Source organism: Sorangium sp. So ce1153, from assembly GCF_051521595.1.
Classification (GTDB): Bacteria; Myxococcota_A; Polyangia; order Polyangiales; family Polyangiaceae; genus Sorangium.
In genome coordinates this window covers 1107120-1129152 of record NZ_CP150361.1, presented here as the reverse complement: position 1 = coordinate 1129152, position 22033 = coordinate 1107120, and the positions used below count along the sequence as shown (strand labels likewise).

Below are 22033 nucleotides of genomic sequence, written 5' to 3'. Positions count from 1 at the left end.
CCGAGGGCACGACCGTGGGTAGGGCAGCGGACCACTGGCGCCAGTTCGCTCAACCGCTGGACGATACGAGCGCATTCTTCGCGTACCGCCCCCTTTTCCGTGGTGGCGGCGAACCGGGCCCTCCTTATTATCTTTTCTCAGGAGGCCCGGGGCGGTGAGCGCCGGGGTGGGGGTGTGCGCGGCAGCGCGCGGGGGGCGCGGTGGAGTACCGAACGAGGTGCCATAAGTCCCCCGGTATCTCCACGTCTCAGGCGCGCCTTGTGTGGCGCGCAACGAGACGTCTCAGAGGGCATGGCCCGAAGTGAGACATGCCGGGCGGTGGTCCATGCGTAAGCTCTCCCGCCCCCGTCTTGGCGGATGGCCGAGCGCCCCCCGCGCGCTGCCGCGCACACCCCCACCCCGGCGCGTGCCCCCTGGGAGCTCCGTCTCCGCACGCCCCCCTGGATCCCCCCGTCACTCCTCTCGGGACCACGGCAGCAGCCCGGTAGCCAGGCTCTTCACCGCCGCCGCCAGCTCGATCGGCTCGATCGGCTTGGGCACGTGCATCTGGTACCCCGCCGCCAGCGCCCTCACCCGGTCTTCGGTCCGCGCGTACGGCGTGAGCGCCAGCGCCGGAGTCCGCCCCACCTTGCGCGGCAAGAGATCCCGCACCTTCCGGATCAGCGAGTACCCGTCTTCCCCGGGCATCCCGATGTCGACCACGAGCAGCGCCGGCTCCGACGTCTCCAGCAGCTTCAGCGCCTCGGTGCTCGACGTCGCCGTGCTGACCTCGGCCCCGCAGCGCCGGAGCACCGACGAGAGCATCGCCAGCGTGTCCGGATCGTCGTCCGCGATCAGCACGCGCACCCCGGTGAGCCTCGGGAACGGATTGCGCGGATCCGGCGCGATCCCCGCGCTCGTCAGCGCCGTCGCCGTCGCGCCCGTCGACAGCGGCAGCTGCACCGTGCACGTCGTCCCGCGCCCCGGGCCGGCGCTCGTCATGCGCACCGTGCCGCCGTGCAGCCCGACGATGTGCCGCACGATCGACAGCCCCAGCCCGAGCCCCCCGTGCCGGCGCCCGCCGCTGCTGTCCTCGTGCCGGAAGCGCTCGAAGACGTGCGGCAGCTGATCCGCCGTGATGCCCTCCCCGTCGTCGCTCACCCGGATCTCGGCGAAGCGCTCGTCCTGCGACAGCTGCACCTGGACCAGGCCACCCGGCCGCGCGAACTTCACCGCGTTCGAGAGCAGGTGCCACACCACCTGCTGGAGCCGCGCCGGATCGCCCTCTACGAACACGCCCTCCGGGTCGAGCCGCGTCTCGATCGCCACGCCCTTGCCCGCCGCCGACGGCAGGACCGACTCGACCGCCGTCTGCACCGGCAGCGTCAGCTCCACCGCGAGCCGCTCGATCTTCAGCGTGCCCGTCACCACCTGCGAGGCGTCGAGCAGCTCGTCGATCAGCGTCACCTGGTGCTCGGCGTTGCGCTCGATCGCCGACAGCGCCCGCGTCTCCGCCACCCGGTCGAGCGAGCCCGCCTGCATCATCCTCGCCCAGCCGAGGATCGCGTTCAGCGGCGTGCGCAGCTCGTGCGACACGGTCCCGAGGAACTCGTCCTTGAGCCGGTTCGCGTCCTGCACCTCCCGGTAGAGGCGCGCGTTGTCGAGCGCGAGCGCGGCGCGGTGCGCGACCTCCTCCGCGAACGCGACGTCCGCCCGCTCGAAGAACCGGCCCGACTCCGACGACACGAGCGAGATCGCCCCGAGGATGCGCCCGCGCGCCCGGAGCGCCACGACGATGTACGAGAGCGGCGCGAGCGCGCGGTTCGCCGCGGCCTCCTCGCTCGTCATCGCCTCGTGCAGCAGCACGTCGCCGCGGACGTCCGCGTAGAGCTCCGACCGGCCGGTGCGCAGCACCCGCGCCACCGGGCCCGGCTCGCCGTCGACGCGGCTCGGGTGGAAGTACCGGAGCAGCGGCTCCTTCAGCGGGCTCACGTGCGCGACCGCGACGTGGCGCAGGCCGAGGCCGTCGTCGATGTCGATCAGGCAGAAATCGGCGAGCACCGGGAGGACCAGCCGCGCGAGCGACTGGAGCGTCGCCGTGAAGTCCAGCGACGCGGCGAGCGCGGTGCTGAGCTCGGCGAGGAACGCGAAGCGCCGCGCCGCCTCCTCCGCCTCGGCCCGCGCCGCCTGCACCCGGATGAGCCGCGCGCGCTCCTCCTCGGCCCGCTTGCGATCGGTGATGTCGCGGTGGATGCCGACGAGGAACAGCGGCCGGCCCTCCTGGTCGTGGACCGCGTAGGCCGTGATCTCGATCGGCACCTCGGAGCCGTCCCGCCGCACGCACGGGACCTCGCCCACGAACGTGCGCGCGTCCTCGATCTGCTGGAGGATCCGGCCCGTGCTCTCCTCCCGCACGTCCTCGCGGTGGAGCAGCGACATGCTCTTGCCGACGATCTCCTCCGAGAGGTAGCCGAAGATCGACTCGGCCTCGCCCATCCAGTAGCGGATGTTGCCCTCGACGTCCGTGACGAGGATCGCCTCCGGCATCTGCTTCAGCACCTCGTGCGAGAGGTGCATCGCCTCCTCCGTCTGCAGCGCGGAGAGGCGCGCCCGCTCGAGCGCCTGCGCGCTCTGCTGGACCAGCGCGAGCATGAACGCCCGGTCGTCCTCGGTGAACGACTGCGGCGTCGAGAAGCCGAAGCCCACGGCGCCGAGCACGCGCCCCTCCAGGAAGAGCGGGATCGCGGCGTACGCGTGCTCGCCCGTCGCGGCGCAGCAGGCCGCGAAGCTCGGATCGAACTCGCGGAAGCGCTCCTCCGACTCGAGGAAGATCGGCTGCCGCTCGCGGACCGCGCGCGCCAGCGGCAGCTCCGCGCTGAGGTCGAAGGTCTTGAAGCGCGCGATCTGCGCCTCGAGGTAGCCCGTGGAGCGCACCGTCTCGAGCTCGCCGCCGAGCCCGGCGCGCAGCGCCACCATGGCCGTCATCCCGCCGGCGGCCGCGACGACGTCGCTCGCGAGCACGCGGAGCACCGCGGGCGGCGTGATCGCGTCGGACAGCGCGGCCGTGACCGCGAAGAGCCACGCGGCGCGGTCCGCGCTCCGCTCCGCGGACTGCCGCGCCTCCTCCGCCTTCCGGTAGAGGTAGGCGTTGTCGAGCGCCAGCGCCACGCGGTGCGCGAGCTCGGCCGCGAGCACGAGGTCGTCGGCGGAGTAGATGCGGTTCGACTCGGAGACGCCGAACGACAGCACGCCGAGCTTGCGGCCGCGCGCGATGAGCGGCACCGCCATCGCCGAGCGCGTGCCGAGCTGCTCCAGCGCGGCGGCGCGCTCGGCGGCCTCGTCGCTCTGGCTGCCGTCGAGCTCGTGGAGCAGCTCGGACTCGCCGCTGTGCAGCACCTTGGCGATGCCGAGGCGCTCCTCGGCGTCGGGCGAGATCGCGCGCAGGAGCCCCTCGCGCTCGGGGTTCACGTGCCTCGCCGCGACCCGGCAGAACTTGTGCTTCGCGCCTCCCGCCTGGCCCGCGCGATCGGAGCCCGCCGCCTCGGCCGCGGCGCGCTGGCGCCGCGCCGCGTGGATCCCCGGCGGGGGCGTCAGATCGACCGCGCTCACCCCGGGCGCGAACGGCGGCCCGTCGTCGTCGTCGTCGCGCGGCGCCGGCGGCGGGACGGATCCGACCAGGCCCATGGTGTCCGCGGCGCCGCGCTCGATCAGATCGACCGTGCACCAGTCCGCGAGGAAGGGCACCGACAGACGCGCGAGCCGCTCGAGGATGGTGTGCGGATCCAGCGATCCGGTGAGCTGCTCGCTCGCGTCCGCCAGGAACATCAGCTCATTATGGATCGCTCCACCGCGTGGCTGCTTCAGGACCTGCCACGCCATGGCGGTCTCGCTCGGGTTGCCTTCACGCTCCATGATGGTCGACAGCCGGCCGCATGGTAGCGAGGGGCGATCGCAGAAGCCAGCGGCGCCGGCGCGCGAGCGAAGCGCGGCGCTCTATCCGTCGGAGGCGAGCCGCGCGCGGGCGCGGTGGACCAGCGCCTGGACGGCCTGGTGCGACTCATCACGGACGGCGTCGACGTCCTGGCCGGCGGTGGCGATGGGCGCGCCGACCTCGAGCGCCGCGGGGATACGTCGCGCACGGCTCACCCGGGCCATGTGCGCCGCGAACGTCTCGTCCACGTACGAGGAATCGGCGCCGCCATACGCGAGGCCGACGGGGACGATCTGCGCGCCGACGCGGCACGCCGCGGTGAAGGCGCCGGCGCGGAACGGCCGGACCTCGTCCCCGGAGAACGTGGTCCCCTCGGGGTAGACCATCACACCACGGCCGCGCTTGAGCGCCGCGCACATCGCCTGCACGACCGCGGAGCCGCTGCGCTTGCTCGATCGGTCGACGAAGAGCGTGCCGACGCGGCGCGCCGCCATGCCGACGACCGGCCAGCCGGCGAGATCCGAGCGGCTCACGACCGTCGCCTCGAAGAAGGCGAGCGTGACCATGATGTCGAGCGCGGAGCGGTGGTTCATCACGAACACCCGCCCGACGCCGGCCGGATCGCGGCCAGGGTAGTACTCCGCGCCGGCGGCGGGTCCACCGCGCCCGTGCGCGGGCTCTCCCTGGAAAAGACCGCTCAGACCGCTCACGCGCACGTCGAGGCCGTACAGCTTGAGGAGCGCGCGCCCGTACCGGCGCATCCATGTATGTAGGACCACCTCGCGGTCGGCCGCGCTGGAGAGCGCCGTGTCGACCTCGAGCAGGCCGTACATGCCGAAGGTGAGGCCGACGAAGCCGGCGGCGCGGAGGGGGAAGCGGAGGGCGTCGAGGGGATGTTCGCTGGCCATGCTTCAGGTGTCCGGGTCGCCGGGCTGATCAGGAGGCGAGGCGATCCTTGAAGAGGAGCTGCAGGGAGAGGAAGCCGCCGAGCGCGCCCATGGCGCTGTAGGCGATCGCATAGAACGGGATGTAGATGGCGGTGGCGAGGCTGCCGATCGCCAGGTTCTTGACGAGGTCCGGGGGGAGGCTCGCGTAGAGGCCCCCGAGGAGGGTGCCGAAGAGGACCTTGATGACCAGGTCGAAGACGCCGGCGATCAGGCCGGCCGCCGCGCCGGCGATGGCGCCGCAGAGCGCCGCGTCGTTGCCGGAGAGGCGCTCGTGCGGGTGCTCGTTGAGGTAGAGCGAGACAGCGACGGCGGCGCCGGCGACGTTGAGCAGGCAGAAGCAGCAGTTGAGCAGGTTGACCAGCGGCAGGCCGGACAGCACGCCGCCCACGACGCCCCCGATCAGGCCGGGCTTGAGGAACCGCTCGAGGTTCTGGCCGGTCCCGCCGCCAGGCGGCGCGCGGTAGGGCGACTGCATGCCTGGAGGCGGGCCGTAGCCGCCGCCGGGCGGGCCGTAGGCGCCCCCGGGCGGGCCGTAGCCGCCGCCGGGCGGGCCGTAGCCGCCGCCGGGCGGGCCGTAGCCGCCGCCGGTCGGCCCCTGACCACCTCCGCCGGGCGGGCCGTGGCCGCCCCCCGGAGGCTGTCCCCATCCGCCGCCGTCGCCGCCAGAGCCGCCCTGGTTCATCCCTCGCTCCCCTCCTCCGGCGCGCGCCGCGACCCGGACTCGCCTCGCCAGCGCGCCCCCGTGCAGCGCTGCGGCCGGGATCGGCGGCGAGATCGCCTGAGCGGCTACCCTATTTCACGCCACGGCGCGGAGAAAGCTCCTTCACGCGCCCGCGACGGGAGCGCCCTCGAGCAGCCGCTTCAGCACCTCGTTCACGACCGCGGGGTTCGCGCTGCCCCCCGTCTGCTTCATGATCTGCCCGACGAAGAAGCCGAGCAGCGCGGTCTTGCCGGCGCGGTACGCCGCCGCCTGCTTCGCGTTCGCGGCGATGACCGACGCGGCGATCGCCTCGATCGCGGACGCGTCGCTCATGACGGCCATCCCCTTGTCGCGGACGATGTCGCCGGGCGCCCGATCGGTGCCGGCCATCTCCGTGTACACCTCCTTGGCCTGCTTGCCGCTGATCGCCCCCTCGTCCACGAGGCGGAGCAGCGCGGCCACCTGCGCCGGGGAGACAGGGAACGTCGCCGACAACCCCGTCGTGCGGGTGTCGCGCAGCACCTCGCCCTGGACGAAGTTCGCGACCTTCACCGCGTCGCCGTGGAGGCGCGCCGCCTCCTCGAAGAACGCCGCGATCTGCGGGTGGCCCGTCAGCACCGACGCCGCGTACGGCGTGAGCCCGAGCGACTCGGTGAGGCGGCGCCGCTTGTCCACCGGCGGCTCGGGGAGCGCGGCGCGCACGCCGGCGAGGAACGCCTCGTCCACGACGAGCGGCGGCAGGTCCGGCTCGGGGAAGTAGCGGTAGCCGGACTCGTTCTCCTTGTCGCGGAGGAGGTACGTCTCCTTCTTCTCGGCGTTGTACCCGCGGGTCTGCTGCCGCACCCGGCCGCCCTGCTCGATGAGCGCGATCTGCCGCCGGATCTCGAGATCGATCGCCTCGGCGACGAAGCGGAACGAGTTGATGTTCTTGAGCTCCGTCCGCGTGCCGAGCTTCGCCTCCCCTGCCCTGCGGACCGAGACGTTGGCGTCGCAGCGGAAGCTGCCCTGCTCGAGGTTGCCGTCGTTCACGCCGATGAACATCAGGATCTCGCGCAGCCGCTTCAGGTACTCGGCCGCCTCGGCGCCCGAGCTCAGGTCGGGCTCGCCGACGATCTCGATGAGCGGGGTGCCGGCGCGGTTGAGATCGACGACCGACAGGCCGCCGATGCCGTGGAGGTTCTTGCCGGCGTCCTCCTCCATGTGCACGCGCGTGATCCCCGCCCGCTTCTTCCCCGCCTCGGTCTCGATCTCGAGCACGCCGCGGAGCGCGAGCGGCCGGTCGAACTGGCTGAGCTGAAAGCCCTTCGGCAGGTCCGGATAGAAGTAGTTCTTCCGCGCGAAGATGCTGCTCTCCTGGACGGCGCAGCCGAGCGCGAGCGCGGCGCTCACCGCCATCCGCACCGCCTCGCGGTTCAGGACCGGGAGCGCCCCGGGGAGCCCGAGGCAGACCGGGCACGTGTGCGTGTTCGGCGGGTCGCCGAAGCTCGTCGCACAGCCGCAGAACGCCTTGGTGCGGGTGAGGAGCTGCGCGTGGACCTCGAGCCCGATGACCGCCTCGAAGGAGCCGTACGTCGTCGCCATGGCCGGGTCTTCTAGCAGAACCTCGCCCGGGCGAGAGGCCCGCCGGGCTCCGCCGCCCGGACGAGAGGCGCGCCGGGCCCCGCCGCCCGGCGCCCGGACGAGAGGCGCGCCGGGCCCCGCCGCCCGCACGAGAGACGCGTGGGGCTCCGTCGCCCGGCAGGCCCAGAGCCCGCCGGGCGAACCAGGTCAGTGATCCGCGTGCTCGCGCGTCAGGCCGGGGTGCGTCGGGTCGCCCGGCTCGTGGCGCCGGTTCGCGGTGAGGCGCGAGCCCGAGCGGTCCGCGAGGGTCATGAGGAGGTCGCGCTTGTAGATGAACTGCTCGCGCGAGTCGTAGGGCACCGCGTGCAGGCCGGTGTCCATGCGGATGGCGTCGACGGGGCACGCCTCGACGCAGTAGCCGCAGAACACGCAGCGGAGCTCGTCGATGACGAAGCTGCCCGGGTACCGCTCGTAGCCGTGGCGCCGGTCGCCCTCGGGGTACTCGGCCGGCTCGATCGAGATGCACTGCGCCGGGCACGCCGTCGAGCAGCAGAGGCACGCGACGCAGCGGGGCGAGTTGTCCTCGCGCAGCGTGAGCCGGTGGATCCCCCGGAAGCGCTCCGGGTAGGGGCGCTTCTCCTCGGGGTAGCTGATCGTCGTGACCCCCGGCTGGAGCGAGTCGAGCACCGGGTCCGGCTTCTGGCCGAGCACCATCTCCTTCGTGTTCTTGAAGAAGTGCTTCATCGTGATCCCCAGCCCCTTGACCATCTCGGGGATGTAGGCCTGCACGTCGGCGCTCCGGACGGGACGCGGCACCGGCTTGCCGGTGATCGGCCTGCCGGCCGGCTTGGTCCAGGGGTTGCTGGGAGTAGCTCTCGCCATGGGACTCTCCTCTACGCCTGCTGCGGCGTTGCCTTGGTGCCCCCGGCCGCAGCGGCGAAGCGGGCCGAGGTGGAGTTGACGACGCGGTGACGCTCGACCGGCTCGAGGAGCCCGGCGATCAGCGCCACGACCGCCGCGAAGCCGCCGAGGGCGACGATTGCGTGGGAGACGTCGGCGGCGACCTGGAGGCCGCCGCGGAGCCCCTCGGGCGCCGAGTCGACCGCCAGCACCACGATGCCCGTCACCATCATGTTGACGAGCGTGAGCGGGAGGAGCTTCGTCCACCCGAGCCGCATCACCTGGTCGTAGCGGAAGCGCGGCAGCGTCCAGCGGAAGAAGACCTGCACCCACGTCATGAGGATCGTCTTGCCGAAGAACGCGAGGACGTACGTGAGGCTCACGGCGAAGTGCGTCATCTTGTACTGGAACAGCGTCGTGTCGCCGAAGGCGATGTTGATGCCGTCGCGGTCCAGGAAGGGCAGGTGGTAGCCGCCGAAGAAGAGCGTGACGAGGAGCGCGCTCGACGTGATGAGCTCCACGTACTCGCCCGTCATGAACATGCCGAACTTCATCCCGGAGTACTCGACGAAGTAGCCGGCGACGATCTCGCTCTCGCCCTCGGGCTGGTCGAACGGGATGCGCTTCGTCTCGGCCGCGAGCGCCGCGAGGAACAGGAAGAACGCGACCGGCTGGACGAAGATCCCCCACGCGTGCTCGGCCTGCCACTGCACCATGTCGCCGAGCCGGACGCTGCTGTAGATGATGAAGAGCCCGACGACGCTGAGGCCCATCGCGACCTCGTAGCTGACCATCTGGCTGGCGGCGCGCAGGCCGCCGAGCAGCGAGAACTTGTTGTCGCTGGCCCAGCCGGCGAGCGCGGCGCCGATGATGCCCGTGCCCGCCATCGCGAAGATGTAGAGGATGCCGACGTTGAGGTCGGCGACCTGCAGGTTCACGACGTGGCCGTTGCACGTGAACGCCTGGTCGACCGTGTTCTTGAGGAGCGGGAGGTCGCCGAAGCCGAAGACCCTGTCGCCGTTGTCCTCGAAGCAGAGCTTGTCGCCGAAGGGGATGACCGCGAACGTCACCAGCGCCGGGAACATCGCGAGCAGCGGCGCGAGCGAGTGGAGGAGCCGGTCGGCGTTCTTCGGGATGAAGTCCTCCTTCCAGATCATCTTGATCGCGTCGGCGGCGGCGTGGAGCGTGCCGAGGAGGCGCAGCGGCACCTTGCCCTCCGGCACGCTCAGGGCCGTGAGCGCGCCCGCCGCGAGGAGCAGCGCGCCGAGCAGCACGCACGCGACCCGCGCCGCGGTCGGCGCCGCCGAGAGCGGGATCGCCTGCGTGACGAAGAAGGCCAGCACGTGGGCCAGGACGCCGGCGTAGAAGACGCTGCGCGGGTCGAACCGGGAGAGCGCCTCCTCGACCGCGTTGCTCGGGCCGCTCCGGCGGGCCGACGCGCAGATGACGAGCAGGCTGAGCCAGGCCACGAACACGGCGAACTGCGCGCTGATCACCAGCGTCTCGACCGCGGACGGCCCGGACATCGGGCGGGTCGCGGTGAACACCGCGAGCGCCCCGAGCGCCGCCGGGGGGAGGAAGACGATGCCGCGCACGAGCAGCGACGGCAGGTAGACGACCGCCCGGTTCGGGCCGACGCGGTCCTGCACCATCGCGCCCTGACGCCGGTCGGCCCAGGTCGCGATCGCCGCCATGTTCAGCAGGAACATGACGACGATGAGGATCTTCACGATCGCGAGAGCGAGCTCGACAATGGTCATGCCGTGGCCTCCGTCTTCTTCGGCTCGACGCGCGACCCGTCGGCGAGCGCCGTCGCCGCCGCGGTGTGCGCGGGGGGCGCGGCGCCGAGCACCGCCTCGGGCGCGGCCGCCGCGCCGGCGACAGCGCCGGGCGGCATCGCGCGGCGCAGCTCGGCGAGGGTCTTCCACCCGGTCGCGTACCCGAGCGTGCGCCCGAGCCGGCCGATGAGCTCCCAGGCCGGGCGCGCGTCGCCGTGCGGGAGCAGCCCCCGCTCGCTCCGCTGCGCCAGGCCCTTCCTGTTCACGTACGTCCCCTCGGCCTCGGCCCAGGAGCACGCCGGCAGGGCTACGCGCGCCGCCGTCGCCAGCGGCCCCTCGTGGGCGGCGATCGTCACCACCCCCTTGAGCCGCGACAGCGCCCGCTGCGCCTCGCCCGCGTCGACCTCGAGGTCCGACCCGAGCGCGACGACGTACGCGTACTGCCCCGACGCGATGCCCTGGAGCAGCTCCGCGACAGGGCGCGGCGGGGTCGCCGCCGCGATCTGCACGGCGCCGCGGGTGTTCGGGTTCTTGTCCTCGCTGATCAGGATGTCGTCGCCCTGGCCGAGCGGCTTGCCCGACACGAAGAAGTCGGTGGCGCCGAGGTACGTCGTCGCGAGGTGGTAGAGCGCGAAGTTGTCCTCGTTCGAGTGCTGGGCCGACAGGACGACGGCGACCTTCGACGGGTCGTCGGCGTGGCCGCTGAGCTGCTCCTTGGCCGCGGCGAGCGCGTCCTCGAGGCTCGCGTCGTCGTTGCCGACGAGCGCCGTGAGCAGCCGCCCCTCGACCGCGCGCCGGTACGAGAGCATCCCCTCGTCGCACATCCAGTACGTGTTGACCGCCATGTTCTCGCGCGGGCGGTGCCGGTACGGCGTGTTGTTGCGCGGATCGTAGTCGAGGTACGCGTTGCAGCCCGTCGCGCAGCCCTGGCACACGGTCCGGGCGCTGCGGAGGAACCAGACCCGCGCCTTGAACCGGAAGTCGCGCGACGTGAGCGCGCCGACCGGGCACACGTGCTCGGTCATCAGCGTGTAGTTGTGGTCGAGCTCGCGCCCGGGCGAGACCGTGATCTCCCCGAGGTTGCCGCGCTCGCGGACGGAGAGCACCGGGTCGCGGGCGAGCTCGTTGCAGACGCGGATGCACCGCGTGCAGACGATGCAGCGCTCGGCGTCGTAGACGATGGTCGGCCCGAAGGTGACCGCCTTCGGCTTGTGCACCGGCTCCTGCTGCATCCGCTTGCCCTTGCGCTGGTGCTCGAGCCAGTAGTCCTGGAGGCGGCACTCGCCGGCCTGGTCGCAGATCGGGCAGTCGACCGGGTGGTTCAGGAGCAGGAGCTCCTGCACGGCCGAGCGCGCCTCGGACACGTGGTCGCTGCCCTCGGACAGCACCTCCATGCCGTTCGAGCACGCCATCTGGCAGGCCGGCTGGAGCTTCGGCTTCGCCGCTGGCACGTAGTCCTGCTTGGCCTCGTCCCAGCGGAGGATGTCGAGGCTCATCGCCGGCCGCCCCGGCGGCGGCAGCACCTCGACGAGGCACATCCTGCAGTTGGCGGCGACGCTGAGGCCGGGGTGCCAGCAGTAGTGGGGGATGTCGATCCCGGCGCGGTGCGCCGCCCGGATGATCGTGTCACCGCTCTCGAAGGGGATCTCCCTTCCGTCGATCTTGATCGTAGGCATCGTGATCTCGATTCCCGGCGGGGCCGCGCAGGGCCCCCGCTCCTTAACTCGATGACGGGAGCGCTTCTCTCGCCGTCGCCGCCGTCGCTAGTGGTCGCACTCTCCGCCGATCATGTTGAGGGAGCCGAACGTCGGCACAACGTCGGGGATCATCAGCCCGGTGATGAGCTGGGAGAGCCCCTGCGTCGTGGCGAAGCACGGCGGGCGGATGCGGACGCGGTAGGGCGTGCCGCTGCCGTCGGAGACCAGGTAGAAGCCGAGCTCGCCGTTGCCGGCCTCGGTGTACGAGTAGCACTCGCCGGCGGGCACCTTGATGCCCTCCATGACGATCTTGAAGTGCTGGATGGTCGCCTCGATGGTCGTGTAGACCTCCTCCTTCGGCGGCAGCACGATGCGCGGATCGTCGATGTTGATCGGCCCCTCGTCGGGCATCTGGTCGAGCGCCTGCTCGATGATCCTCGCCGCCTGGCGGATCTCCTCCTGGCGGCACATGAACCGGTCGTAGTTGTCGCCCCGCGTGCCGACCGGCACGTCGAACTCGAACCGGTCGTAGACCATGTACGGGTTCGCCCGGCGCACGTCGTACGGCACGCCCGTCGCCCGGAGCACGATGCCGGTCCAGCCGAGCGCGAGCGCGTCCTCCTTCGAGATCTGCCCGACGCCGTCGAGGCGATCGAGGAAGATGCGGTTCTTCAGGATCAGCTTCTCGGCGTCGTGGATGAGCGCGAGCACGCGCTGGAGGCCCACCCGGACCATCGACTTGAAGTCGGGCGTGGGCGGCCGCGCCATGCCGCCGACGCGGCCGAAGCTGTGCGTCAGGCGCGCCCCGGTCTCCTCCTCGAAGATCTCCCAGAAGATCTCGCGCGCGCGGCACAGGTAGAGGAACGGCGTGAACGCGCCGAGCTCCATGGCCATGGCGCCGCTGCAGATCATGTGATCGCAGATGCGCGCCATCTCGCCGAGGATCACGCGGTAGTACTGACAGCGCTCGGGGACCGTGACGCCGAGCATCTTCTCGACCGCCAGCGCGAAGCCGACGTTGTTGAGCATCGGCGAGACGTAGTTGAGCCGGTCGACGTAGGGGAAGACCTGCGTCCACGTGCCGCGCTCGCACATCTTCTCGAAGCCGCGGTGCAGGTAGCCGATCTGCACGTCGGCCTTGTTGATCGTCTCGCCGGACAGCTCGAGCACGATCCTCACCGTGCCGTGCATCGCCGGGTGGGACGGCCCCATGTTGAGGAGCATCGGCTCACTCGGCAGATCGAGGTGGGCCTCGTCCAGATCGCGATCCAGGGGTTCCATCGGTCAGCTTCGCTCCTGCAGCGCACCCACGCCGATGCCCTGCGGTTTGCCCTTGTCGGACGCCTCATCCCCGCCGGTCGACTCGAGCGACGCCCCCGCCCCGGCGTTGTGCAGCGCGAAGTCGTGCGACTGGCGGCCAAAGCTCATGCCCTCGTCGGGGCCGAACGGCGGCAGCTTGCCCGTGTTCGGCACGTCCCGGAACGGGATGAGCGGCTGGATGCGGTTGGCCGGGTAGTCCTTGCGCAGCGGGTGCCCCTCGAACTCCGGGTACATCAGGATGCGCCGGAGGTCCGGGTGCCCCCGGAACACGATGCCGAGCAGGTCGTAGCACTCGCGCTCGAACCAGTTCGCGCCCTTCCACACCGGGACGATCGAGTCGATCTCGGCGCCGTTGCCCTCCTCGTCGCCCACGCGCGCCTTGATGCGGATGCGGTGGTTCTTCTCGAACGAGCGCAGGTGGCAGACCACCTCGAAGCGGGGCACGTCGCCGCGCCAGAGGTAGTCGACCGCCGTGAGGTCGACGAACATGTTCATCAGCGTCCGCGGGTCGTTGCGGAGGAACAGGGCGACGTCGCGCCACGCGGCCGGGTCGAGCACCGCGGTGTCGTCGCCGAACTGCGAGTGCGTCTCCAGCACGGCGCCCGGGAACTGCGCCGTGAGGATCTCGAGCACCTTCTTGCTCATGTCTGGCTCCGCTCCTTGCGCTGGAGGGTCACGAGGCGCTCCGCCGTCTGCGCAGGGTCCTCGCGCGGCTTGACGATCGCCGGCGTGCGGTCGCCGCGCGCGATCTTGTCCTGGAGCAGCATGAGGCCGTCGAGCACCGCCTCGGGCCGCGGCGGGCAGCCAGGGACGTAGACGTCGCAGGGGATGATCTTGTCGATGCCGGCGACGGTCGTGTAGTTGTCGTAGAAGCCGCCGCACGAGGCGCACGTGCCGAAGGCGAGCACCCACTTCGGGTCCGCCATCTGCTCGTAGATGCGCCTGAGCGCGGGCGCCTGGCGCTGGCTGATGGTCCCCACCACCCAGAGCAGGTCGGCCTGGCGCGGCGAGAAGCGCGGCACCTCGGCGCCGAACCGCGCCATGTCGTAGCGCGGGCTCGCCATGGCCATGTACTCCATGCCGCAGCAGGCCGTCACGAACGGGTACTGGAACAGGGAGTACTTCTTCGCCCAGTTGAGCAACGCGTCCACGCGCGTGGTCGCGAAGCCGTGCTCGGAGCCCTCCATCACCCGCGTGGAGGGGCCTCCGCCCATCATTTCTCCCATTCCAGAGCTCCCTTCTTCCACACGTAAACGAGCGCGACGACGAGCAGCGCGATGAACGAGCTCATCGTCGCGAGGCCCGTCCAGCCGAGCGTTCGGAACTGGATCGTCCACGGGTAGATGAGCACCGCCTCGATGTCGAACACGACAAAGAGGATCGCCGTCAGGTAGAACTTCACGCTCGGCTTGACGAACCGCCCGCCCGTCGAGTCGCTGCCGCACTCGTAGGGCATCATCTTCTCGGCCGTCGGGTTCTTCGGGCCGAGCAGCGACGTCAGCGTGAACATGGCGAGCGCGATGACCGCGGCCACGAGAAACAGCAGGAACAAGGGGATGTAGGTGGCCATCGAGAGAGCACTCCTACGGGTTGGCCCCGGAGGGCCGACCGCCTCGCCGCAGCGCGCGGCTTCTCGGGCGAGACCTCGGGGCCCGCGGCCCCGAACCATGCAGTCCAACAAGGTGAGAGCGACGCGGCGATGCTGCGTTGAAACAGCAAAAATCCGAGCGATCTCGGCTTAATCCGCGCCGGATCTAGTCGGCCGCCGCGGGGGTGTCAATGGAGGCGGTCAGTCAACCGGTGGGCGACCGGCGGGCCGCGATCCTAGGAGCGGTTCGCCACGAGGACCAGCCCTCTCCAGGCGGTGAGCGCCGTCCCCAGGGTGGCCTCGATCTCCCGGATCTCCTCCACCATGTCGGCGTCCGGCACGCCGGCGCTCCGCGCCTCGCGGACGCAGGCGAGGGCGGCGACGAACTTCTTGCGCTGCACGAACGCCCGCGCGAGCAGCGGCCAGATCTGCTTCGGCGGGGCGCCGAGGTTCGCGGCGCGGCGGAGGGGGCCGATGGCCTCGCCCGCCCGGCCGTCGTCGAGCATGGCCTCGCCCAGCCGGCGGAAGATGTCGCCGGCCGCGGCCCCGTCGTGCGCGTACTGGACCGCGAGGCGCATGACCTCCTCGCCCTGGTGCTCCTCGCCGAGCTTGACGCACGCGGTGCCGAGCAGGCCGAGCCCCTTGGCGATGAGGCTGCGGGCGTCCGGGGTGAGCATCTGCCCCTCGGGCGTGCGCAGGAAGATGGCGAGCGGCGCCGGCCAGGTGCCGAGCAGCTGGATCACCTTCGGGAAGTCGCCGCGCTGCGAGGCGACCTCGGCCTCGGCGACCTTGGTGAGGTCGATGGCGGAGCGCGCGCCGGCGGAGGCGCGCTCCAGCTCGTCGCGGACGTGCGAGCGGATGCGGGCGCGGAACTCGTTGAGCTCGTGCGTCTCCTCGATGCCGTCGCGCAGGAGGAGGAGGCGCGAGGTCTTCCCCTCGACGGAGAGCTTGCGGAGGCTGTAGCCGTAGAGCGGGGCGAGCAGCAGGTAGCGGACGCCGATGTGGAGCTGGAGGCCCTCGAGGTCGGTGTCCCGCTCGGGGGCTTGCGGCGTCGTGTCCTCGGTGAGCAGGGCGCCGACGAGGCGGTGGCGGAAGTCCGCGAGCGTGAGCCGCTGGACGTCGCCGTCGATCTCCTCCTCGCCCGGCGGCGCGATCACGAAGTCGACCAGCGTGTTGTCCGGGTTGCGGCGGTCGACGGTGAGCGCCGTGATGCGGGCGCCCGTGATCATCGAGAAGGCAAAGAACGCCTCGCCCACGATCTCGCAGAGCGCCTGGAAGCTGCCGATGCCGTCGCCGATGCGCTCGAACCAGCCGTCGGTCCGGACGGCATCGAGGGAGAACACGCGTTCCTTTGGCATGGTTCGACCTGGATCACAGGGGCGCGTCCCGGATGGCGGACGCATGTCCCAGGGGGGCCGAGACTCGCACGGGCGCGCGCCGCCCTCAAGAAAACTCCTAGTAGGCGCGCGCGTCGCTCGCCGGATCGAAGCGCCGTCCGCCATCCATCGCGCCACGCCGGGCCACCTGCCCCCACGCGCCCCCGCCCTCCGGGGCGACGCGGCAGCGGCCGGCCCGACCCGGCCCTGCCACCGCTCCTCGGTCGCCCAGCCCCAGCCGACCAGCGCCTGCCCGCCGGCCACTGTTGCCCTGCACCTGAGGAACTCCCTCATTTTGCAGCCATTTTCAGCGGAGAAATTGAACAGGGAGGAGGGGAGACAGGGAGTATTTTGAAGTTTTCCCTCCCCGTCTCCCCGCCTCCCTGTGAATTTTTCCGAAGAATTCGAGGGGATGCCTCGGGCCCTGCACCACGGTTCTCCGCTACCGCGCAGCAGAGCGGCACTTCTCCACGCGCAGCGGAGCGCCCCCTCTCCACGCGCAGCGGAGCCGCCGCGCTCTACGGAGCGGCGGTGATGTGCAGCGTGAGGTTGCCGGAGGAGGAGGGGCGGCTGTCGGCGACGATCGTGATCACCTGCCCCGCGGTGAGGGGCACGTTCACCCGCGAGGCGACCCCGACCGCGTTGTCGTTGCACGCGAGCTCGGCGCCGGAGCAGCTGTCGCCTTCGTGCACGTGGAGGACCGTGTCGAAGGTCGAGGACACCGTGTCGATGACGTAGGTCCCGTCCGCCGGCGCGGTGAAGCGGTAGACCCTGTCGTTGCCGCTCGCGCCCGAGGTCGTGCAGCTCGGCGTCCCCGAGTTCGGCTGGAGCAAGGTCGAGCCCGTCACCGTCTGCGGGACCGTCGAGCCGAGGTCGACCGGGCTCACGCAGGTGGCGTTGCCCTCGAACAGGCTGATGTTGAGGTTGAACGCGCCCGAGGCCGCGGCCCCGGAGCCATCCACCACGACGACGGCCACCTGCCCCGCGACGAGCGGCACCGCGACCCGCGACTGGACGCCGGTCGTGTTGTCGTTGCAGCCGAGCGACGTGCCGCCGCACGTGGCGTCGTGCACGTGAACGACCGTGTCGAAGGCGGAGCCGAACGTGTCGAAGATGTACACGCCGTCGGAAGGCGCCGTGAAGCTGTAGGTCGCCTCGGCGCCGCCGGCCACGCCGCACGGCGCGCTCACGAAGTCGCCGAGCCCCGCGGTCGTGCCCGTCACCGTCTGCGGGACGACGGGCTCGAGGGGGATCGCCGGGCACGGGGGCGCGGGGATGCCGGTGACGTTGAGCGTGTAGGCGCCGGCGGCCCCGTACGCGCCGTCCACCACCACGTACGCCGTCTGCCCCGCCACGAGCGGCGTGACGACCTGCGACGCGGACCCGGACCCGTCGTTGCAGCCCAGCGAGGTCCCCGTGCAGCTGCCGTCGTGGACGTGGAGCACGGTGTCGAACGTCGAGCCGGTCGTGTTGAACGTGTACCTGCCGTCAGCCGGCGCCGTGAAGCTGTAGCTGACCTCGGGGGACTCGCCCGACGCGCAGGACGCCTGGAGGTAGTTGTCGAGGCCCGACGTGTTGCCCATGACCGTCTGCGGGTAGGTCGAGCCGAGATCGATCATCGGGCACGGGGGCGGCTCCCACTCGGAGATGTTCAGCGTGTAGGCCCCGCTCGCGCCCTCGAAGCCGTCGACCACGACAACGACCGTCTGACCGGCGCTGAGCTCCGCCGTGATGCGCGACTGCATTCCGCCTCGCGAGTCGTTGTTGCACTCGATCACATCGCCGTTGCACCCGCCGTCTTGCAGCTCCAGGACGGTGTTGTACTCGGAGCCGAACGTATCGAAGACGTACTTCCCGTCCGCCGGGGCCGTGAACGTATAGCTCACGTCGGGGCCGCCCGCGTGGCCGCAGCTCGGCGTGATCGCGTCGCCGAGCAGCTCGGTATTGCCGGTGAAGGTCTGCGGGAGCGCCTCGCTGACCTCCCCCGAAGGGCAGATGGGCGGCCCGGCCTTCGCCAGGTTGAGCGCGAAATCGCCCTCCGCGCCGTCGAAGCCGGTCACCACGATGAGGACCGACTGGCCCGCCTCGATGACCGCGCGGACCTTCGATTGAGCGCCGTCGTTGTCATCGTTGCAGCCGAGCTGAGCGCAGTTGGTCGCGCTCACGACGCCAATGGCCGTGTCGAAGGCGGACCCGACCGTATCCATCGTATACGTCCCCGCCTCGGAAGGCGTGAACAGATACACCCGCTCCGACGAGCCGGCGGCCACGCACGCCAGCCCGTAGTTCGTCTCGCCTCCGACGGTGGTCCCCGTCACCGTCTGCGGGAACGTGTCGCTCAGCTCCTCGTGGGTGCCGATGACGCAGGTGCACGCGCCTGCCTGGCAGAAGGCGCCTCGCTCGCACGCTGTCTCGCAGCTGCCGCAGTGCAGCTCGCTCGTCTGCAGGTTGGCGCACGAGCCGCCGCAGTCCGTGAGCTCGGCGGAGCAAGTGCAGGCGCCCTCGGCGCACAGCTGGGTGGGCGAGCAGCTCGCCTCGCAGCTGCCGCAGTGCGTCCTGTCGCTCTGCACGTCCACGCAGGCGCCGTCGCAGTCCGTGAGGCCGTCGGCGCAGCCGCAGGCGCCGTCCGTGCAGACCTGCCCCTCCGCGCACGGGTCGTCGCATTTGCCGCAGTGGCGCGGGTTGGTCTCGAGGTCCACGCAGCTCGTGCCGCAGGCGGTCTCGCCCTCGCCGCACTCCTCGACGCCCCCCATGTCGCCGCCGCCGCCGTCGCCCCCGCGGCCGCCCTCGCCCCCGCCGCCGCCGCCGCCGCCCCCGCCGCCGCAGAGGCCAGCCTCGCAGCGCTGCCCCTCCGCGCAGGCGTTGTCGCACGCGCCGCAATGCTCGGCGTTCGCCTGGGTGTCGACGCACTCTCCGTCGCACTGCGACTGTCCGTCCGCGCACGCGCTCGGCTCGTCGTCGCCCTCGGCGCAGGAAGCCGCGACGACGACGCCCGCGACGAGGAGCAGCGCGGCGGACGAGAGGGTGGGTCTGAGGCGCAATCCGGAATTGTTCATAGCCATCCTTGGGGGTATCTGGCCGTTTGAGGCGGGGCGGATAACGAGTCGCGCGCCAGGATACGCCCACGTCCGAGGGCTCCGCAACCGGCGGGGCGCTGGATGTGTGCCAGGTTCGCCCTGGCGGCGCGCGGGCGGAGCCTCGGTCGCGCGGCGGCCTCGCGGGCGCTCGCGGCGCCTCGAAGGCGCCGCGGCGACCTCGGTAGATCACGTGGCAGCATCGCCAACCGGGCTTCGGGGAACACGCGGCGTGGGCTCAAGGAGCGGCGATGTTCAGCGTGAAGTTGCCCGATGCCCCGCCATAACCATCGACGACGATGGTGATGACCTGACCGGCGGTGAGCGCAACCGTGAGCCGCGATGGCCCGGAGCCGCCCCCATCGTCGTTGCACGAGAGCGTGGCGCCGCCGCAGCCGCCCGTGTGAACGTGAACGACGGTATCGAACGTCGAGCCGATCGTGTCGATGACATACGAGTCGTCGGCCGGAGCGGTGTACGTGAACACCATCTCCGGAGCGGTCGACCCCGAGGTGCAGTTCGGCGTCACCGAGTTGGGCTGGCCCGCGGTGCTGCCGGTCCTGGTGAGCGGCAGCTCCGAGCCGAGATCGATCGCCGTCGAGCAGGTCCCCACGCCGGCGAACCGGTCCACCTGGAGCACGTACTCGCCGGAGCTCGTGCCGCGGCCGTCGACGGCGATGAGCGCTGTCTGCCCGGCGACCATGTCGACGGTGAGACGCGACTGCCGTCCCCCGCCCGCGTCATCGTTGCACCGGAGCGGCGTCGAGCAGCTCCCGTCGAAGACCTGGAGGACCGTGTCGAAGCTCGACCCGAACGTGTTGAAGATGTAGGTCCCGTCCTCCGCCGCGGTGAAGCTGTAGAGCATCTCCGGCGCGTTGGACGAGCCGCAGGTCGGGGTGACCGCCTCGGGCTGCTCCGCGGTGGACCCGGTGACGACCTGCGGGACTGCGGAGCCGAGATCGATCGGCGTCGAGCAGGTCCCGCCGCCGTTGAACCGCTGGGCGGTGAGCGTGAACTCGCCCGACGCGCTCGCGGAGCTGCCGTCCACGATCAGGATGATCGTCTGGCCCTCGGCGAGCTCCAGCGTCAGCCGCGACTGCGTGGTTCCACCCGCGTCGGTGTTGCACCCGAGCGTCTCTCCGGCGCACTGGCCGTCGCGCGCGAAGAGGGTCGTGTTGAAGCTCGATCCGAACGTATCGAAGATGTACGTGCCGGCGACGGGCGCGGTGAAGCTGTATGTCGCCTCGGCGCCGCCGGCGCTGCCGCAGGAGGGCGTCATGAGGTCGACCGCGCCCTCGGTCGTCCCGGTGACCGTCTGAGGCACCGTCGACCCGAGGTCGATGGCGGGGCACGGGGGGACGAAGGTCTGGCGCACGTTGAGCGTGTAGGCGCCGGAGGCCGATGAGCTGTAGCCGTCGAGGACGACGACGACGGTCTGTCCCTCGTCGAGCAGCAGCTTCACCTGCGATTGCAGGCCAGACGTGTCGTCGTTGCACCCCAGGCTCGACCCGCTGCACGTGCCGTCGTGCACATGCAGCACCGTGTCGAAGGAGGTGCCGAAGGAGTCGAAGGTGTAAAGCGCGTACGCTGGCGCGGTGAACGCATAGGTGGCCTCGGGGCCGCTGCCGCCCGCGCAGGGCGCCGATATCGCGCTCACGCGATCCATGACGGCGGTGTTGCCCGTCGCCGTCTGCGGGAAGGTCGAGCCGAGCGTGAACTCCGGGCACGGCGGCGGCACGTACTCGGTGACGTTCAGCGTGAACGGCCCGGCGGCGCCGTCGACGCCGTCGACGATCGCGACCACCGTCTGGCCCGCGGTGAGGTTCGCGATGGCGCGCGACTGATCGCCCGTCATGTCGTCGTCGCTGCAGGTGATCACCGAGCCCGAGCAGGTCCCGCTGCGCAGCTCGAGGATGGTGTCGAACGAGGAGCCGTACGTATCGAAGATGTACCTGCCCGCGCGCGGCGCGGTGAACGCGTAGCTCGAGTCGGGGGTGTCGATCGAGCCGCAGCTCGGCGCGACGGAGTCGCTGCGCAGGTGCGTGTCGCCGGTGATCGTCTGGGGGAGGGCCGGCTCGATGGTGCCCGACGGGCACTCCGGCGGGGCGAGCGGGTCGATGCTCAAAACGAAGTCGCCTTGCGCGCCGTTGTAGCCCGACACGACGACGAACACCGCCTGTCCCTCGTCGAGGCGCAGCGCGGCGCTCGCCTCGGGCCCCCCGCGATCGTCGTTGCACGCGAGCTCATCGCAGATGTCGGTGGTCAGGAGGCCGATGGCCGTGTCGTAGCTCGATCCTGCGGTGTCGAACCTGTACCCGCCGGCCTTCTCCGCCGTGAACCGGTAGACCATCTCGGTCGAGCCGGCGGCCACGCAGGCGAGCCCGAAATAGGTGTCGGCGCCGAGCGTGGTGCCCGTCACGACCTGCGGCGCCGTCGCGCCGATGTCCTCGTAGTCGCCGACGACGCAGAGGCACGCGCCCTCCTGGCAGACGAGCCCCGGGCCGCACGCGGCGTCGCACGCGCCGCAGTGCGCCGGGCTTCTCGTCAGGTCGACGCACCTGCCGCCGCAGTCCGTGAGCCCCTCGTTGCAGAGGCACGCCCCGTCCGTGCACGTCTGGTTGTCGCCGCACCGGGCCTCGCAGCCCCCGCAGTGCAGCGGATCGCTCGCCAGGTCCACGCAGGCGCCGCCGCAGGCCGCGAGGCCGGGGGCGCAGGCGCACTCGCCGTCCTCGCACAGCTGCTCTTCCGGACATTCGTTCCCGCAGCTCCCGCAATGGCGCGCGTCGATGTCGAGGTCGACGCAGTCGCCGTCGCACTCCTTGAGGCCGGGGGCGCACAGCTCGGCGCCGGTCCCGCTCGTGGCGTCGTCCGCGCCGCCCTGCGCGCCCCCGGCGCCGCCCTCGCCGCCGCCGACGCACTCGCCCGCCTCGCACCGCTGCCCGCTCGCGCAGACGACGTCGCAGTCGCCGCAGTTGTCGGGGTCGGCCTGCGCGTCGACGCAGGCGCTCGCGCACAGCAGCTGGCCCTCATCGCACGACGGGCTCGACACCTCTCCCTGCGCGCAGGACACAAGGGAGACCAGGAGGGCCGCTGCCGTCAGCCAGAGCGCTGTGGGCGACAGCTCGAATCTGGAGCGCAATCCGGGTTGACTCATGAACATCCTTTGGCGGACACGCCGGCCGC

At 71.4% G+C, this 22033-nt stretch carries 14 protein-coding genes; all 14 read right to left on the bottom strand.

Annotation, left to right across the window (positions count from 1 at the left end; genetic code table 11):
• Nucleotides 1-453: 453 nt before the first annotated feature.
• Nucleotides 454-3891: a GAF domain-containing protein gene (locus WME85_RS03870; protein WP_437835329.1), complete on the bottom strand. Its 3438-nt coding sequence runs from the start codon at nt 3889-3891 to the stop codon at nt 454-456.
• Between the two features lie 81 nt (nt 3892-3972).
• The gene (locus WME85_RS03865; protein ID WP_437835328.1) at nt 3973-4818 is read right to left on the bottom strand and encodes a lysophospholipid acyltransferase family protein; all 846 of its coding nucleotides are present in this window, start codon (nt 4816-4818) and stop codon (nt 3973-3975) included.
• 28 nt (nt 4819-4846) lie between these two features.
• Entirely contained in the window at nt 4847-5539 is a 693-nt protein-coding gene (locus WME85_RS03860) for a hypothetical protein (RefSeq protein WP_437835327.1), read from the bottom strand.
• Nucleotides 5540-5680: 141 nt separating this feature from the next.
• Nucleotides 5681-7138: an Asp-tRNA(Asn)/Glu-tRNA(Gln) amidotransferase subunit GatB gene (gene gatB, locus WME85_RS03855; RefSeq protein ID WP_437835326.1), complete on the bottom strand. Its 1458-nt coding sequence runs from the start codon at nt 7136-7138 to the stop codon at nt 5681-5683.
• Nucleotides 7139-7324: 186 nt separating this feature from the next.
• Nucleotides 7325-7999 carry a NuoI/complex I 23 kDa subunit family protein gene (locus tag WME85_RS03850; protein ID WP_437307672.1) on the bottom strand — a complete coding sequence of 225 codons (675 nt, stop codon included), beginning with the start codon at nt 7997-7999 and terminating at the stop codon, nt 7325-7327.
• A gap of 11 nt (nt 8000-8010) precedes the next feature.
• On the bottom strand, nt 8011-9777 hold the full coding sequence (locus tag WME85_RS03845) for a complex I subunit 1/NuoH family protein (protein WP_437835325.1): 1767 nt from the start codon (nt 9775-9777) through the stop codon (nt 8011-8013).
• Nucleotides 9774-11471, bottom strand: a complete 1698-nt coding sequence (locus WME85_RS03840) for a 2Fe-2S iron-sulfur cluster-binding protein (protein ID WP_437835324.1) — start codon at nt 11469-11471, stop codon at nt 9774-9776. The genes WME85_RS03845 and WME85_RS03840 overlap by 4 nt, the downstream gene beginning before the upstream one ends.
• Nucleotides 11472-11558: 87 nt before the next feature.
• Nucleotides 11559-12773 (bottom strand): NADH-quinone oxidoreductase subunit D, encoded by a 1215-nt coding sequence (locus tag WME85_RS03835; protein WP_437835323.1) that lies wholly within the window; start codon nt 12771-12773, stop codon nt 11559-11561.
• Between the two features lie 3 nt (nt 12774-12776).
• Nucleotides 12777-13457: an NADH-quinone oxidoreductase subunit C gene (locus WME85_RS03830; protein WP_437835322.1), complete on the bottom strand. Its 681-nt coding sequence runs from the start codon at nt 13455-13457 to the stop codon at nt 12777-12779.
• Entirely contained in the window at nt 13454-14038 is a 585-nt protein-coding gene (locus WME85_RS03825; RefSeq protein ID WP_437307667.1) for an NADH-quinone oxidoreductase subunit B, read from the bottom strand. Before WME85_RS03825 ends, WME85_RS03830 begins: the two co-directional genes overlap by 4 nt.
• Nucleotides 14026-14382, bottom strand: a complete 357-nt coding sequence (locus WME85_RS03820) for an NADH-quinone oxidoreductase subunit A (RefSeq protein ID WP_437835321.1) — start codon at nt 14380-14382, stop codon at nt 14026-14028. Before WME85_RS03820 ends, WME85_RS03825 begins: the two co-directional genes overlap by 13 nt.
• 254 nt (nt 14383-14636) lie before the next feature.
• On the bottom strand, nt 14637-15743 hold the full coding sequence (locus WME85_RS03815) for a hypothetical protein (protein ID WP_437756730.1): 1107 nt from the start codon (nt 15741-15743) through the stop codon (nt 14637-14639).
• Nucleotides 15744-16294: 551 nt separating this feature from the next.
• Nucleotides 16295-18832 (bottom strand): MXAN_6577-like cysteine-rich protein, encoded by a 2538-nt coding sequence (locus tag WME85_RS03810; RefSeq protein ID WP_437835320.1) that lies wholly within the window; start codon nt 18830-18832, stop codon nt 16295-16297.
• A gap of 256 nt (nt 18833-19088) precedes the next feature.
• Nucleotides 19089-22004: an MXAN_6577-like cysteine-rich protein gene (locus WME85_RS03805; protein ID WP_437835319.1), complete on the bottom strand. Its 2916-nt coding sequence runs from the start codon at nt 22002-22004 to the stop codon at nt 19089-19091.
• Between the last annotated feature and the right edge of the window lie 29 nt (nt 22005-22033).